Raw genomic sequence first — 14,320 nt, 5'->3', positions numbered from 1 at the left:
TTCGGCACTGCAATGTCTTCCGAGGAGGAGACGATGGAAGAGAAACGAGCGAACGAAAGCGTCCGGGAACACGCAGCGCCGCCGCTTATCTCAGCACGTGACCTGTCGAAGAGTTTCGGCAATCACCGGGTACTGCGTGATGTCAGCGTTGATATCCACGCAGGCGAAATTGTGGTTCTGCTCGGCCCCAACGGGGCAGGCAAGTCGACCTTCCTGAACGTCATCGGCGGTACCCTGCAGCCAAGTTCCGGAACAATGGCTGTCGATGGAAATCCCATCGACTTCGAAAAGTACGTTGGAGCGAGCGCGCGAAGTCGGGGGATTCAACGTGTGTTCCAGGAACTCTCGACCTTTTCCAATCTCACTGTCGCTGAAAACCTAGCTCTTACCTCTGGCGGCGGCAGCCAAGGATCGCGACGCGACATGGCCAGACGGGCACGGGAGCGGCTGCAGGTTTTCCCGGGGAATAGGATCGACGTTGGCGCCGAGGTCGCGGGATTGTCGATTGCCGAACGCCAGATGATCGAGATCGCGCGGGCGATGACTGAGCCGGGCACGCGTCTTGTCATCCTCGATGAACCGACCTCTGCGCTTTCGTCCCGCGAGGCGGATCAACTGGCAGATCTTGTCACCCGCAAGGCGGCAGAGGGCGTATCGATCATCTACGTCACCCACAAGCTGGAGGAAGCGATACGCCTGGCGCACCGCGTCGTTGTCCTGCGTGACGGAAAGCTGCACTTCGACGGCGACGGTCGAAACCTGACCCATGACGAGTTGCTGTCGATGCTGGGTGCGACGGTGGAGCAGGGCGTGCCGGTCTGCCGGCGGTCGAGCGACGCGAACTCGCAAGACCTTCTGGCCGTCCGAGCACTGACGTCATCCCGTCTCCATGATGTCGCCATAAGGGTAGGCGCCGGCGAGATTGTCGGGATTGCCGGCCTGGAAGGTGCCGGCCAGCGAGAGCTGTTGCAGGCGATTTTCTCCGCTCGCAAACGAAATACGGGTGCCATCTCTTCGAGCACCGACATCGCTTATGTCAGCGGCGACCGGAAGCGTGAAGGGTTGCTTCCATTATGGACCGTGCAGGACAACGTCGCCATCTCCGCCGCCCCAAGGCTGTCTTCTGCTGGATTGGTCGACTTTGCGGCACTGAAAACGGCTGCTCAAACATGGCTGTCTGAACTCGGACTGGCGCACCGTGCGCAGTCTCCGATTACAAGCCTCAGCGGCGGCAACCAACAGCGAGCGCTTCTCGGACGAGCGCTCGTGAGCGAGGCGCCGCTTCTGCTTTTGGACGATCCCACCCGCGGCGTCGACGCAAGCGCAAAGGCTTCCATCTATGAAATCCTCGACAAGCTCAAGGAGAAGGGTCGAAGCGCCATCCTCTATTCGACAGAGGTCGCCGAGTTCCAAAAATGCGACCGTGTCTATGTCATGGCGCGCGGCCATATCGTGGCTGAGTTCGACGGGACGGAAGCGACCGAGGAACGTATCGTCCAAGCCTCGTTTCTCCGCCCCGGCGCCCATCCGTCAGCGAACTCGGCCACGGGGGGCGCCGAACCCGACGACCCTCCCGCCAAGGCATCTCTGGCGCAGCTCCTCGCGTGGCGCTCGCTTCCCGCGGCCATTTTGATGCTCACGATGTTTGCCCTCGCCATCTGGCAGCAGCCGAACGCTTTCAGCACATTCGGGCTGGAGCTTCTCCTTCAGGCGTCGCTGCCGCTGGCTTTCGCGGTCATGGCGCAGATGCTGTTTCTTCTTGGCGGCGACATCGATCTCGGTTTGGGTTTCGCCATCGGCCTCGTTAATGTTCTCGCAGCGACCTATTTGGTGGATGCGCCGGCGATCGGCGTCTGTGCGCTTGGGTTGGTTATCGGCGGATATGTGACGTTGGCACTGATCGTCGAGCTTCTTGGCGTGTCGTCAGTGGTTGCCACCCTGGGCGCTTCGTTCGTATGGCTCGGCACTGGCCTCATTATCCGTGAAACCCCAGGTGGCCAATCGCCTGCGTGGTTGACCGCGCTTGCAAACACTAAGCTGTGGCCGCTTCCGCTGGGCTGTTACGTGTTGGTTGCTGTCGCATTGATTGGCCTCTGGATTTGCCGGGGGTGGGGGTACAGCATCCGACTTCGCGCACTCGGCCACAATCGGCGCATCTTTGTCTCATTGGGTTTCTCGGCGTTGGCTGGACGCATCACGATCTATGCGTTGGCGGGCATGTTTGCGGTGCTTTCGGGTCTTCTGCTGACGGCAACGACCGGTGCTGGAAACGTCCATGTTGCATCAAGCTTCACCTTGGCGACCGTCGCAGCAGTGGTTGTCGGCGGCGCAAGTTTCTCCGGCGGGATCGTCTCTCCGATCGGTGCGGTGATGGCCGTCATCGGTATTTCGCTAGTCGCAACCAATCTGACCTTTCTCGGGATTAGCTCCGAATACTCCACCGCCATCGGTGGTCTGATCTTGATCCTTGCCCTCAGTTTCCGTTCGCTCACGAGGTCGATCGAGCCATGACCACACAAACGACGTCTTCCAGTACCGAAACGCCCATTTCGAAAGCCAGCGCCTCGCAGGGGAACTGGCGCAATGTCCTCAATCGCTCGTGGATCGGAGCGCTGATCGCAGCCTTCATCCTTTGGCTGGTCGCCGGCTATGCCACGGGAACGCTATCCCTTTCGTTCCTTCTCGCGAACGCGACGATTGCGGGCTTCCTGGCGCTCGCAGGCACAGCCCAAATGATCGTTATTGCAAGCGGCCCGGGGAATTTCGACCTTTCGCTGCCGTTCGTCATCACCTTTGGCGCCTACGTCATGTCGGCCGGCATCGCCGGAGACGATAACATTGTCGGCTCCTTGGCACTTACGCTGCTGGTTGGAGCTCTGGCGGGAGCGGTCAACGCGGCCTTGATCGTCCGACTACGCATTCCCGCGATCGTTGCGACACTCGCTTCCGGCTACATCATCTACAGCTTCATCGTCGCGATCCAGAGTGGGGGCTTCAGCCGCATAGGAGGGCTTTTCGAAGCTTCACTACGAATGCGTGTCTGGGGGATTTCCGGAGCGCTGGCGGTTTCGATCGTCACGCTGCTCGTGGTGACAATCCTACTTTCGCGCACGGTGTTTGGCCTCCAGCTTCACGCGCTTGGACAGAATGGGGAGGCGGCACGCTTGGCGGGCGTCAGGAGGGGCTGGCTGGTCCTGGGCGCGTTTGTTTTATCAGGTGTGCTGGCGGCTTGGCTGGGGGTTTTGCTGACGACGTACCAAGGTGGCGTCTCTGCAGACGTTGGCCGCAGCTACTTGCTGGGATCGGTCGCAGCAGTTGTCGTCGGAGGAACCCGGATCACCGGCGGAGTGACATCTGTGCTGGGGACAGCCATCGGGGCACTGGTGCTCACACTCGCCCAATCCGACCTGATCCTTCTGCAATTCAGCATCGGTGCGCAATACGTCATCCAAGGCCTGATCGTCCTGGTGACGGTGTGCCTCGTGGCCATTCGTTCGCCCGAGCGCAGGTAATTCGAAGATCAACCAAATAGTCATTGAGGAGGAGAAGATGACGAAGAATGTTATGAAAAAGCGGTCCGTTCTGGCCGGGGGAGTGCTGCTTGTGGCCACGCTTGCCGGAGCAACGGCGCAGGCCGAAGACAAATTCACCATCGGTGTCGCAATGCCGTTCCAGGGCAATAGCTGGCAAAAGGGATTTCTCGCCGCGGCCCAGTGGGCGGCGGACGAGCTCAGCGCAAAGGGGAAGAAAGTCGAGCTCGCGGTCGTGGATGCCGCCGGCGACCCGCAGACGCAGATTCAACAGATCAACAACATGACGCTTCAAGGCGTCGACTTCATCATTCTCGAGCCCCTGTCCGATACAGCCTTGAACGGAGCGATCGACAATGCGGTCAGCGCGGGGATACCCGTTCTCACGACGGCTCTCGGCTCGGTCACGAATGCGAAGGCGATAGATCTTCAGTTCGACTACAATGAACTTGGTCAGAAATATGTCAGCTACATCGCTGAGCGGACGGGAGGCAAGGGCAACGCCTTGAACATCCGCGGACTTGCGGGAAACGCCGCGGAACAGGCAATCCAGGACGCATATGTTCGCGCACTGGCCAAATACCCGGACATCAAGATTGTTTCAGAAGTCTACGGCGACTGGAACCAGTCGGTCGCACAGCAACGCGTTGCGGCCATTCTCCCAACCCTGCCGAAGGTCGACATCATCTTTTCTCAAGGCGTTGCAGCATTTGGCGCTGGGCAGGCGTTCCTGGCGGACGGTCGCGACGTGCCGTTGCAGGTTTATGGCTTTGACGGAACGGACGTAAACCTCCTGATCGACCTCAATGCAAAGACCGGCTACGAATCCGTGGCCATCAACGTCGATCCCGGCATTGGCAGCCTGGCCGTGAACGTTGCCTATGCCAAGTTGAGCGGAGTCGACGTCCCGATGAAAATGGTCGCACCCATCCCCACCATTGATCTGCAGGAGCTCAAGACGAGCTACAAGGGGATGGCCGACAGTGACATCGTGTGGGTGAAGTATGCCTACGACTGGACCTTGAAGAACGTTGTCGGTGCCAAGTAGCCCACGGTGGCCCGACTGCGGTCGGGCCACATCATCTTCCAAGCGTTAGCGCGACCGATGCGTATCCACCCGTGAGAATTGGAAAGCAGGAATGTCCGAGCATTACGAAATCGTGGAGAAAGTCTTTGGCGAGATGGTCGCACCGATCTGTCCGCCCGAAGAGTTGTTCAGCCAGGGCCTTTTCACCGAGGGGCCAGCCTACTTCCCCGCCGGACGATACCTGTTATTCACCGACATTCCGAACGACCGCATCTTGCGACTGGACGAAACGGACGGATCGATCAGCGTTTTCCGCCAGGATTGCGGTCATCCCAACGGCCAGACGATCGATCTTCAGGGCCGCCTGCTGAGTTGCGAGCACCGCTATCGGCGAATAAGCCGAACGGAGCATGACGGCACGATCACAACGATTGCCGACCGCTGGCGTGGAAAAAAACTGAACTCGCCAAATGACGCGGTCGTCACTTCTGATGGCGCCGTTTGGTTCACGGACCCGACTTACGGGATCCTTCACGACCTCGACGGCATCAAGGCGGATCCCGAAATCGGCGGCTGTCATGTCTATCGCGTCGATCCGGCGACAGGTGAGGTCGAGGCAAAGATCACCGACATGGTGATGCCCAACGGTCTGGCCTTCTCGAAAGACGGAAAAACGCTCTACGTTGTCGACAGCGGCAAAAGCCATTTCGAAGACGGTCCGGCGCATCTGCGCACATTCAAAGTCGGCGCGGACAACCGCCTCAGCGGCGGCGAAGTTCTTACCGACTGCCCAGTCGGCATTTTCGACGGCTTGCGACTTGATAGCGACGACAATATCTGGATCACCGCGGGAGACGGTGTCCATTGCTACAACAACAGCGGAGCCTTGCTCGGTAAAATCAAGCTCGGAAAGATTGCGGCAAACCTCACCTTCGCAGGGCCGCGCCGCAATCTCATGTACATCTGCGCCATGAATGGGCTCTATCGTGTCCGATTGAAGGTCAATGGCCGTCCGCGATAAAGGCGGGCGCTGGTGGCCGAGAGAGCGCATGGCGCCAACCGCAATCGGACCTGCAGGAAGGATGGGGCCCACAAACCAGAACGGGGACGATGCCGATGCAAGACCTTATGCTCAAGATCGACCCCAAAAAGCTGCTCTATCTTGCGACGATCATCGAACACGGAAGTCTCAAAAGAGCCGCCCGTGCCTTGAACGTTACCCAGCCGGCGCTCTCCGGCTCGATGAGCCGGCTCGAAAGCGAGCTTGGCATTCGCGCTTTTGAACGAACCCCCAAGGGTGTCTTCCCTACGGCGCTGGGCGAGATCCTCTATTGCCACGCACGCCTCATTCGCGATGAAATCGGATTGGCGGAGCGTGCCCTGCTCAACGCTTGGGGAGGAGCCCCTGCCGCTGTCCGATTGGGAAGCCTGCCGAGCCTGGCAACCGCAGTCATGCCGCTCGCGCTGCAAAAATGGGGACAAGCTCATCCTGACCGTGAACTGCAGATCGTGGAAAGCCCGCAGATCGATCTGCTGGTCGGCCTTTTGCGACGGGAGTTCGACTTCGTGATTGGCTTCACGGAATGCTACGACCTCGAGGAGGGCTTGCGTCAACGTGTGCTGTTTCGCGATAAGCTCCTGGTCATCGCGCGAAAAGGGCACCCGCTTGAAGGAAAACCGGATGTCGATTGGCCTACTCTTGTCAGCTTTCCGTGGGTGTTTCCCACCGCGCGCCGCCCGCACGCCGTTCTCGGCGCGGCGTTGAAAGCCGAAAACATACCGCCGCCGGAAAACATAACAGTGTGCGGCTCCGTTATCCTATTGAAGGCCGTAGTTGCGAACAGCGATCACTTGGCGGTGCTGCCGGTGCATGCGGTCAATGAGGAGCTTGTCGAAGGTCGGTTGTGCAATATTCCGATAGATGCGGCAGCGCTGGACCGAAACATCGCCCTCTATTTCAGGGAAGGGCATCAGATGGACGAAGCCAGCCGGGACTTGATCGCGATCATCGAGAAGGTCGGGCAGGAGATCTGTCAGAGAGGCTTGGCCACACCGTCCTCCGACCTCAGCGCCGCAGAAATACCAGGCAACCGGTAGCGGGTGTCGAAACCGTTGCGTTGGCGCGCCACGAAATATGGGCTGCCCGACCGGGCAGCCCATATTGTTATTCGCCGAGCATGATTCCGAGATCACGGATCAGCGGTTGCCAAACAGCCTTGTCGTCATGCCAGCGCTTTTCAAAGGACTCGGGATCGCTTGCCGGCATGCCCAAGCCCAGTTGCTCGTAACGCGATTTCACAGCGGGATCCTGAAGCGCGATTGTGAGCGCGTCGCTCAGGCGAGTGACGGCCTCGTCAGGGGTGTCATGCGGCACAACCAGTGCCTGCCAAGCGACAGCCGAGAAACCGGGAAGAGCCTTTTCCCCGAAAGTCGGCACATCGGGAAGTGCGGAGAGGCGAGATGCGGAGAAAATTGCAAGTGGGCGCAGGTCCCCTGAACGGATCATCTCACGTGCGGTTGTGTAATCGATGACGATGCTTGGAACGACGCCGGCGAGTGCATCGTTCAACGCAGGCGCCATGCCGCGGTAGGCAACATGCTCGAGCTTCACGCCGGCTTCGCGTGCCATCCTCTCCATTGCAAGATGGAGGGGTGTTCCAATCCCCGGGCTCGCGTAAGCGATTGGGTTTGACGCGGTCTTGGCCTGGCTCAGGAATTCCTCGACGGTCTTGTACGGCTGATCCTTCCCGACCGCGAGCAGGAAGTTCACTTCAGCGTAGACGCCAACCGGCCGAAAATCCTTATCCGGATCATATTGTAGCGTGCGATAGGCTACTGGATTGATCACGAGCGTGCCGTTGTCGACCGACATGACTGTCAGACCGTCCGGTTTCGATTTGGCCAGGGCGGCCGCTGCGATGGAGCTGCCGGCGCCCGGACGGTTGTCAACGATAATCGTCTGCTCGAGCTTTTTGGAAATTGGTGCCGCAAGAAGACGCGCAATGGCATCCGTCGAGCCGCCAGGCGGATACCCGACAAGCCAGCGAATCTGTCCGTCCGCCGCGAAGCTTTGTGAACTGGTTAGCGCGATCGCCCCAAGGGCCACCGCCGCTGCGAGCAGTCGTCGTCTTGTGATCTGTGGTAAGTTCATTTGTTCCTCCCTGAGAACAGTCGTTGACGGAAGATCCGCCAGAGACGTCCTTGAGCTCCTCTTCTCACCCAAGGACGATAGATGGTTGCTACCGCGAGACAAGGTCGCCGGGGCGGCCTATATAACTTCACGTTATATGGCAGGGTCGCAATGCGACCGGTTTGCGTCCTGCAATTACTCGCACCCTTGCGGGGCACGAGCGCTCGTACGAGCGGGCCGGTTGGTCCGCTCGTTAAGTTGCCAAGTAAGCAACGTGATCCTGCGTTTCGGCGAATTGCTGAAGAACTCGACGCTATGCGAAGGCGTTGCTCAGTGATCCGATGCCGGAGATCGTTATCTCGACGCGATCGCCGGCTTTAAGGAACCGGGGTGGCGTAAATCCAATCCCGACGCCCGCCGGCGTGCCGGTGGCGATGACATCGCCAGGCTGCAAAGTCAGGCCCGCGGAGATAGCCGCAATCAATTGGGGGATCTTGAAGATCAGATTGCTGGTGTTTGCCTTCTGCCGGAGTTCACCGTTCACCTTGCACTCGATGTCGAGGTTCGCGCCGTCGATTTCATCGGCGGTAACGATCCATGGGCCCATCGGACAAAACGTGTCGAGACCTTTACCGGCAAGCCACTGTTTATGGTTGCGCTGACGGTCGCGGGCGGTGACATCGTTTACGATCGTGTATCCCCAGACGTGCTGCATCGCGTCAGCTTCCGCGATGTTGCGACCGGGCTGGCCGATAACGATGGCCAGTTCCGCCTCATAGTCGACGGCTTGCGTTGCTTCCGGGTGCATTTCGACGACATCATCCGGACCGGTAACGGTGCTGGGCGGCTTCGAGAAAATGGCGGGATATGCATCGATCTCCTGCCCCTTGACGGCGCCCGCCTCGAAGCCGCTGCCCGCAAACTCCTTTGCATGTTCGTAGTAATTCTTGCCCACGCAGAAGATATTCCGCTCAGGCACAATCGGAGCCATGAGCTTGACGTCGGAAAGAGGCAGCCCCGGCCTTGATCCTGTTTTAAAGGTAGATCCCGACGCGCTAAAGCGGATCAGATCCGCCATGCTAGTCAAGTGGGAATCGAGCGGGTGAATGGTACCGGAAGCGTCGTCCACGACGCCGAGCAGTATCTTTCCGTTCTTGGAGAATCTGGCGACTTTCATTTCAGGCCCTTTTTAAGACGATAGGCTCAATGCCGACCTGAATGTCTCAGGACGGCATTCGGAGCGTATTTGGGTTTCAGAACTGCGGAAGGCGAATGGCCAGGAGCAGCGCGTCTTCCGTTGCGGTGATCTCAGCGGGTGCGTCGGTCGGCAGGAGCTCGATGCCGGTCTGCGGGCCGTAGCTCTTTCTGTCCACGGTGATCTGACCTTCACTGAGGAACAGAACCTCGATCGCCGTCCGGGTTCCCGTGTTGAATGTCGCGCCCGCTTCAATCTTGATGAAGCCAAGCCGCATTTCACGTTCGGTGAAAACGCCCAGTGTCTTTGTCGAGACTCCTGGAGTTTCCGACTTCGCCCACGGGCTCGCTTCCGGGTACATCATCACGACGTCGTCGTAGCGAGGCTCGGCGAACTCGAGCTTCTTGCCTGTGGCCTCTTCAACGCACGCGGCCGAACCGTCCTTGTTGTGCTTGTTTCCGTGTTCGTCATACCAAGTGAACACGCCGTTCTTGAACTCGCCCTTTTTTTTGAGCGCTTCATTGGCCGCTTCGCGCCGGGCGACACTGAGAAAGCCTTCGCCACTGGCGCCGCCGAATTGAATGACCATCATTTCAAGCCCTTCGGGCCGATCCTGAGGGCCATAGTGCACGCTTTCCGGGAAGTAGGCCACGGTGCCCTCCTTCATGACCTTGTGAGGCGAAACCGGGTAGCTGCCCTTCAGGACGTACCGGACCTGGTCGAAGTTGTGACGATGGCGCGGCGTCCCCCAGCCCCCCGAGCCGGTGCGCCCGACGTTCAACAGGTAGTTGTTCGGAGAGTCGTCATCGCCCATCAGCAGAAACTTCTGGTCCAGCTTGCCGTCCCGCATGCTGCCGACGCTTCCGCCCTCGGCCTTGGCTGCTTCTGAGATGCGCATATCATCCTCCTCGGTTCGCGAAATCAGGTTCCTCTAGTTTTAAGAGACGCGGCCCGCGGCGGGAATATGCCGATTTCCGAGGGTATAACTTAACTTATCACCCTGCGGCGCCAGCCATTTATGCTGGTTGATTCCACATCCCGGCCGTTTCAAATTTAGTCGGCATCGAAAAGATGATCGCGCTGCTCTGTAGCGCTTGGGAACATCTTAAAATTGCAATGAACGGCGGATGGGAGGCATTCGGCGTTAGAACGGAGATCCCTCAATGTCAGAGCCAAGTGAAAGCTCCGCAAACCCGCTGCTTGCCAAAATGGCGGCCGGAAATCTCACAGTTGGTATGATCGTGCGTCTCATACGAGGCGTGGAAATAGTAGCCATCGCCAAGACAGCAGGGTTCGACTGCCTATTTTTGGATCAGGAGCACAACAGCTTTTCGCTGGAGACAATCGGCCAAATCTGCATCGCGAGCAATCTGGCGGGTATCACGCCGCTCGTACGCGTCGTCGATATCGGTCACGCGTCGATCGCCCGAGCCCTCGAATGCGGCGCCATGGGCGTTATCGTGCCCCAGGTTGAATCCGCCAAAGATGCGGCCGCCGTGATTCAGGCGGCCAAGTTCCCCCCGCTCGGCCATCGCTCGATCGCGCCGTGCCTGCCGTTGCTGGAATTCCGCCCGACGCCGGCAATCGAAGCCATGCGACGCATCAATGCAGCCACCATGGTCGTGATCATGGTGGAGTCTTTGGCCGCGTTGGATGCGATCGACGAGATCGCCGCGGTCGACGGTGTCGATATGCTTCTCGTGGGCGCCAACGATCTGTGCAACGCGCTCGGCCTGCCGGGACAGATCGAACATCCGACAGTTCGCGCCGCTTTCGCGCGTGTCGCAGATGCCTGCAAGGCAAACGGAATCTTCCTCGGTGTCGGCGGGCTTGGCGCAAATCCCGAGCTTGCCAAGGAAATGATCTCACTAGGTGCCCGCTACGCGACGGCGGGAGCCGACGTAACCTTCTTCACCAATGCGGCCATCGCGCACGCAAGGAAATTCCAATGACCAAAATCACTGACGAGCTTGAACCACAAGCCGCTCTCGCCTTCACCCAAACCGACGACGCTTTCGTTCACACGCCTCAGGACTCCGGAGTTCCCGGTTGGGCTCGTGATTTCAGCGTCGCCAATCGCGTCGTCCTCATTACCGGTGCGGGGCAGGGGATCGGGCGAGAACTCGCCCGGCAGTTCGCGGCCGCCGGTGCCACGCCCGTCGTCGCAGATCTCAATCTCGCAAATGCCCAGCAAGTCCGAGACGAGATCATTGCAAGCGGAGGAAATGCCAGTGCCCTGCAAGTTGATATCGCGGACGCTGCGTCCGTCGAGGCCCTCGTGAAGTCTGTCATGGCCGAACATGGTCGGATCGACGTCTTGATCAACAACGCCGCAGTGTTCGCCACGCTCGAAAAGCGCCACTTCGAAATGATCCCGTTGGACGAATGGGACCGCGTCATCCGTGTCAACGTGACCGGCCCCTTCTTGTGCGCTCGCGCGGTAGCCCCATTGATGCGAGCGGCCGGCTGGGGAAGGATCATCAATGTTTCATCCGACGCGGTTCCAAAGGGTGTCCGGAACTACCTGCACTACGTAACCTCGAAATCCGCAATCATCGGAATGACCAATGCGATGGCGCGTGAGTTGGGTCCGGACGGCATAAATGTCAACTGCATTCGGCCGGGCCCTGTTGCTACCGAAGTCGAGCGCGCCGTCAATCCGACCCTTGACCTCAGGCGTCTGCAATTGTCGCAGCAATGTATTCAAAGAGGGATGGTTCACACCGACCTCGTCGGCTTGATGATTTTCCTAGCAACTCCTGCCGCCGGGTTCATCACCGGTCAGACGATTGCCTGCGATGGCGGCTACACCCACAGCAGCTAAGGACACACAGACCATGCGCGAATACACCAGGCTTTTCATCGACGGAGAGTGGGTTCAGCCCTCTATATCAAGGACGGTGGAACTGTCGGATCCCACGACCAACACTCCTTTCGCGAGGGTCGCGATGGGTGGAGCGGAGGACGTGGACCGAGCCGTCGCGGCTGCACGACGCGCCTTCGCAACTTATTCCGAGACGTCGATTGCCGACCGCCTCGACCTGTTTGACCGGATCATTGCTGCATACGAACCGAGAATAGACGAACTCTCCGCCGTTATCGCAGAAGAGATGGGTTGTCCGGTCAGTGCCCGTGTTCAGGTCATGGGTCCGCTCATGCACTTCCGGCAGGCGCGCAAGGTTCTCCAGGAGTACCATTTTGAATCCCGGATCGGCGACACGATTATTCGGCGTGAGCCGATCGGTGTCTGTGGCCTCGTTTCGCCTTGGAACTGGCCAATCCAGACGTTGACCGTGAAGATCGCATACGCCCTCGCGGCCGGCTGCACGGTGGTTTGCAAGCCGAGCCAAGTCACGCCGATAAGCGCCATTTTGCTGACGGAGATTCTAGAAGCGGCAAAAGTGCCGAAGGGCGTCGTCAATCTCGTCATAGGGGAGGGGGCGACGGTTGGCGAGGCTATTGCCGCCCACCCGGAGGTCGATTTGATTTCGTTCACCGGCTCGACGGGAGCCGGCGCGCGGGTCGGCGCCGTCGCGGCACAAACGATCAAGCGGGTATCGTTGGAACTCGGCGGAAAGTCCGCAAACATCGTTCTGCCAGATGCGGACATCGCGGCCGCTTCGCGGTGGAATGTCCAGCGATGCTTTTTCAACACCGGCCAATCCTGCCATGCGCCAAGCCGCCTTTTCATTCCCCGCAACAAGCTTGACGAAGCCGTCGCGGCGATGTGCGACGAGGTCAGCAAGATCCGGATCGGTGATCCCCGCGATCCGGCGACGACCATGGGGCCTATGGTAAACCGCGCTCAATTCAACAGCGTTCAGCGGTACATCGAGATCGGCATCGAAGAGGGCGCCACCGTTGTTTGCGGAGGCCCCGGACTGCCTGCGGGCGTCAACCGGGGTGCGTTCGTGCGACCCACGATCTTCACGGACGTGACACCCGCGATGACAATTGCAAGGGAAGAGATTTTCGGGCCGGTTCTCGCAGTCATCGCCTACGATGACGAAGAGGAGGCCATTGCGATCGCCAATAATGGTCCGTTCGGATTGGCCGGATACGTCTTCTCCGGGGACCCTGACAAAGGCTACACGGTTGGAAACCGACTGCGCGCGGGGCGCGTTTTCTATAACGGCGCAGCAGGCGACCCAGCTTCGCCGATGGGAGGATACAAGCAGTCCGGCAATGGTCGGGAAATGGGCATTTTCGGGCTGGAGGAATATCTCGAGATAAAGGCGGTTTTTGGTTTCAAGGAGCGGGCAGAAGGTTTGCTGCCTCTGGCTTCGTAACTTCATTTTCCGGCGGCGCATTGTTCTCGATCGCCGCCCTTTCCCGCTCTCGATTGGACAACTCCTGGCCAACGGAACCAACGAGCGAGACGAGTTCGCGGCTCGGCTCGTCGAGCTGGTATCCCTCGCGGAAAAAGACAGCAATGTTTCGATCGAGTGCGGAGTCGCTCACATCCAGTCGGCAGAGGCGTCCCTCATCCAGATCGACGCGCACCGCATGGGCCGGGAGCACCGCCAAATGGTCGCCATTGACCACGAGGGATTTCAGTAGCGTGACCGAGCCGCAGACGGTCATTTGTTCGGGTGGTGCGACGTTGGCCTTTTTTAGTGCCGCGTCAAGGATCACATGCGATCGCCTAGCGGTCGGGCAGACCCACGGGTAGGTTACGAGGACCTCCCACTGCAGATTACGTTCGCTGGCCAACGGGTGCCCCGCACGCGCAATGACACAGAGCTTGTCGCGGAAAAGCACGCGTTGGCGAAGCCCGTTTTCGAGGTCATAGCACTCGGTAAAACCAAAGACGAAATCGAATTCCCTACGCAGTAGACCGGTAAGCAAGTCGATTTGCGGAACCTCGACAACCTCAAGCTCCCGCTCCCGATAGATATCGCGCCATCGACTAAGAGCGATAGGCATAACAGAGCTGGCCAGGCTGGGAAGGCTGCCCACTCGAATGATCGCCGGATTTCCACCTTGCGCGCTTAGCAATGCACGAGCGGCAAGACCTATCTCATCCCGGATCAAGCGCGCATGGCAATAGAGGACCTCGCCGGTGGCTGTCGGTACAACACCTGTCGGGCCCCGTTCGAGCACTCGCATTCCAAGTTCTTCTTCAAGCCGGTTCATGGACGTGGTGAGAGCAGGCTGCGACATGTCCAGTGCTTTGGCAGCACTTTTGAGGCTGCCGTGCTCGATGATCGTCGCCAGATAGAGAATTTTCTTGGGATCGATCCTCATAGCGCTCGTCAATCGCGCCTCCTCAATTTCAGTTGGAGCAGACTTCTACCGCAGTCTCGATGAACTCGCCGAGTGTAGTGTCATCTTACGCGCAAAGCCATCATGCAGGAAGTTGGTATAAGACGATGTTATACCATTTGTCTGTTGGCCGCGGTCTTATGTGGCGCCAGGCCGGCGCGTCGAATAGACTT

12 protein-coding genes are annotated in these 14,320 nt (G+C 59.2%); 8 read left to right on the top strand and 4 right to left on the bottom strand.

Annotated features, from left to right (window positions below):
* Positions 1 to 33 precede the first annotated feature (33 nt).
* The 5 genes from PZN02_RS23280 to PZN02_RS23260 all read left to right on the top strand — a co-directional run bounded on the left by PZN02_RS23280 (position 34) and on the right by PZN02_RS23260 (position 6,654).
* Positions 34 to 2,511: an ATP-binding cassette domain-containing protein gene (locus PZN02_RS23280; protein WP_280663015.1), complete on the top strand. Its 2,478-nt coding sequence runs from the start codon at positions 34 to 36 to the stop codon at positions 2,509 to 2,511.
* The gene (locus PZN02_RS23275; protein WP_280663014.1) at positions 2,508 to 3,512 is read left to right on the top strand and encodes an ABC transporter permease; all 1,005 of its coding nucleotides are present in this window, start codon (positions 2,508 to 2,510) and stop codon (positions 3,510 to 3,512) included. The genes PZN02_RS23280 and PZN02_RS23275 overlap by 4 nt, the downstream gene beginning before the upstream one ends.
* Positions 3,513 to 3,549: 37 nt before the next feature.
* Positions 3,550 to 4,578, top strand: coding sequence for a substrate-binding domain-containing protein (locus PZN02_RS23270; RefSeq protein ID WP_280663013.1), 1,029 nt, complete (start codon positions 3,550 to 3,552; stop codon positions 4,576 to 4,578).
* A 91-nt stretch (positions 4,579 to 4,669) separates the two neighbouring features.
* On the top strand, positions 4,670 to 5,578 hold the full coding sequence (locus PZN02_RS23265; RefSeq protein ID WP_280663012.1) for an SMP-30/gluconolactonase/LRE family protein: 909 nt from the start codon (positions 4,670 to 4,672) through the stop codon (positions 5,576 to 5,578).
* 95 nt (positions 5,579 to 5,673) lie between these two features.
* Positions 5,674 to 6,654 (top strand): LysR family transcriptional regulator, encoded by a 981-nt coding sequence (locus tag PZN02_RS23260; RefSeq protein WP_280663011.1) that lies wholly within the window; start codon positions 5,674 to 5,676, stop codon positions 6,652 to 6,654.
* Between the two features lie 67 nt (positions 6,655 to 6,721).
* Here the strand turns inward: PZN02_RS23260 and PZN02_RS23255 are convergent, their stop codons facing one another.
* The 3 genes from PZN02_RS23255 to PZN02_RS23245 form a co-directional block, all read right to left on the bottom strand.
* Positions 6,722 to 7,708, bottom strand: coding sequence for a Bug family tripartite tricarboxylate transporter substrate binding protein (locus tag PZN02_RS23255; RefSeq protein WP_280663010.1), 987 nt, complete (start codon positions 7,706 to 7,708; stop codon positions 6,722 to 6,724).
* A gap of 292 nt (positions 7,709 to 8,000) precedes the next feature.
* Positions 8,001 to 8,864: a fumarylacetoacetate hydrolase family protein gene (locus tag PZN02_RS23250; RefSeq protein WP_280663009.1), complete on the bottom strand. Its 864-nt coding sequence runs from the start codon at positions 8,862 to 8,864 to the stop codon at positions 8,001 to 8,003.
* A 76-nt stretch (positions 8,865 to 8,940) separates the two neighbouring features.
* Positions 8,941 to 9,732 (bottom strand): hypothetical protein, encoded by a 792-nt coding sequence (locus PZN02_RS23245; protein ID WP_280663008.1) that lies wholly within the window; start codon positions 9,730 to 9,732, stop codon positions 8,941 to 8,943.
* Between the two features lie 313 nt (positions 9,733 to 10,045).
* Here PZN02_RS23245 and PZN02_RS23240 point away from each other — a divergent pair, with 313 nt between their 5' ends.
* The 3 genes from PZN02_RS23240 to PZN02_RS23230 are packed head-to-tail and all read left to right on the top strand — an operon-like array spanning position 10,046 to position 13,171.
* The gene (locus tag PZN02_RS23240) at positions 10,046 to 10,834 is read left to right on the top strand and encodes an HpcH/HpaI aldolase family protein (RefSeq protein WP_280663007.1); all 789 of its coding nucleotides are present in this window, start codon (positions 10,046 to 10,048) and stop codon (positions 10,832 to 10,834) included.
* A complete protein-coding gene (locus PZN02_RS23235) occupies positions 10,831 to 11,706 on the top strand; it encodes an SDR family NAD(P)-dependent oxidoreductase (RefSeq protein ID WP_280663006.1) in 876 nt (291 codons plus the stop codon). Before PZN02_RS23240 ends, PZN02_RS23235 begins: the two co-directional genes overlap by 4 nt.
* Before the next feature lie 13 nt (positions 11,707 to 11,719).
* Positions 11,720 to 13,171, top strand: coding sequence for an aldehyde dehydrogenase family protein (locus tag PZN02_RS23230; RefSeq protein WP_280663005.1), 1,452 nt, complete (start codon positions 11,720 to 11,722; stop codon positions 13,169 to 13,171).
* Here PZN02_RS23230 and PZN02_RS23225 read toward each other — a convergent pair.
* A complete protein-coding gene (locus PZN02_RS23225; protein WP_342394727.1) occupies positions 13,131 to 14,141 on the bottom strand; it encodes a LysR family transcriptional regulator in 1,011 nt (336 codons plus the stop codon). The two genes, PZN02_RS23230 and PZN02_RS23225, sit on opposite strands and share 41 nt — an antisense overlap.
* Positions 14,142 to 14,320: the final 179 nt, after the last annotated feature.

This window comes from Sinorhizobium garamanticum, from assembly GCF_029892065.1.
Classification (GTDB): domain Bacteria; phylum Pseudomonadota; class Alphaproteobacteria; order Rhizobiales; family Rhizobiaceae; genus Sinorhizobium; species Sinorhizobium garamanticum.
The sequence above is the reverse complement of the archived record's forward strand: the minus strand, read 5'-3'. Positions and strand labels throughout refer to the sequence as shown.

Excerpts from the sequence above, each read along its gene's own strand:
- PZN02_RS23280 (WP_280663015.1), top strand. The coding sequence starts at position 34 with ATGGAAGAGAAACGAGCGAACGAAAGCGTCCGGGAACACGCAGCGCCG.
- PZN02_RS23275 (WP_280663014.1), top strand. The coding sequence starts at position 2,508 with ATGACCACACAAACGACGTCTTCCAGTACCGAAACGCCCATTTCGAAA.
- PZN02_RS23270 (WP_280663013.1), top strand. The coding sequence starts at position 3,550 with ATGACGAAGAATGTTATGAAAAAGCGGTCCGTTCTGGCCGGGGGAGTG.
- PZN02_RS23265 (WP_280663012.1), top strand. The coding sequence starts at position 4,670 with ATGTCCGAGCATTACGAAATCGTGGAGAAAGTCTTTGGCGAGATGGTC.
- PZN02_RS23260 (WP_280663011.1), top strand. The coding sequence starts at position 5,674 with ATGCAAGACCTTATGCTCAAGATCGACCCCAAAAAGCTGCTCTATCTT.
- PZN02_RS23255 (WP_280663010.1), bottom strand. The coding sequence starts at position 7,708 with ATGAACTTACCACAGATCACAAGACGACGACTGCTCGCAGCGGCGGTG.
- PZN02_RS23250 (WP_280663009.1), bottom strand. The coding sequence starts at position 8,864 with ATGAAAGTCGCCAGATTCTCCAAGAACGGAAAGATACTGCTCGGCGTC.
- PZN02_RS23245 (WP_280663008.1), bottom strand. The coding sequence starts at position 9,732 with ATGCGGGACGGCAAGCTGGACCAGAAGTTTCTGCTGATGGGCGATGAC.
- PZN02_RS23240 (WP_280663007.1), top strand. The coding sequence starts at position 10,046 with ATGTCAGAGCCAAGTGAAAGCTCCGCAAACCCGCTGCTTGCCAAAATG.
- PZN02_RS23235 (WP_280663006.1), top strand. The coding sequence starts at position 10,831 with ATGACCAAAATCACTGACGAGCTTGAACCACAAGCCGCTCTCGCCTTC.
- PZN02_RS23230 (WP_280663005.1), top strand. The coding sequence starts at position 11,720 with ATGCGCGAATACACCAGGCTTTTCATCGACGGAGAGTGGGTTCAGCCC.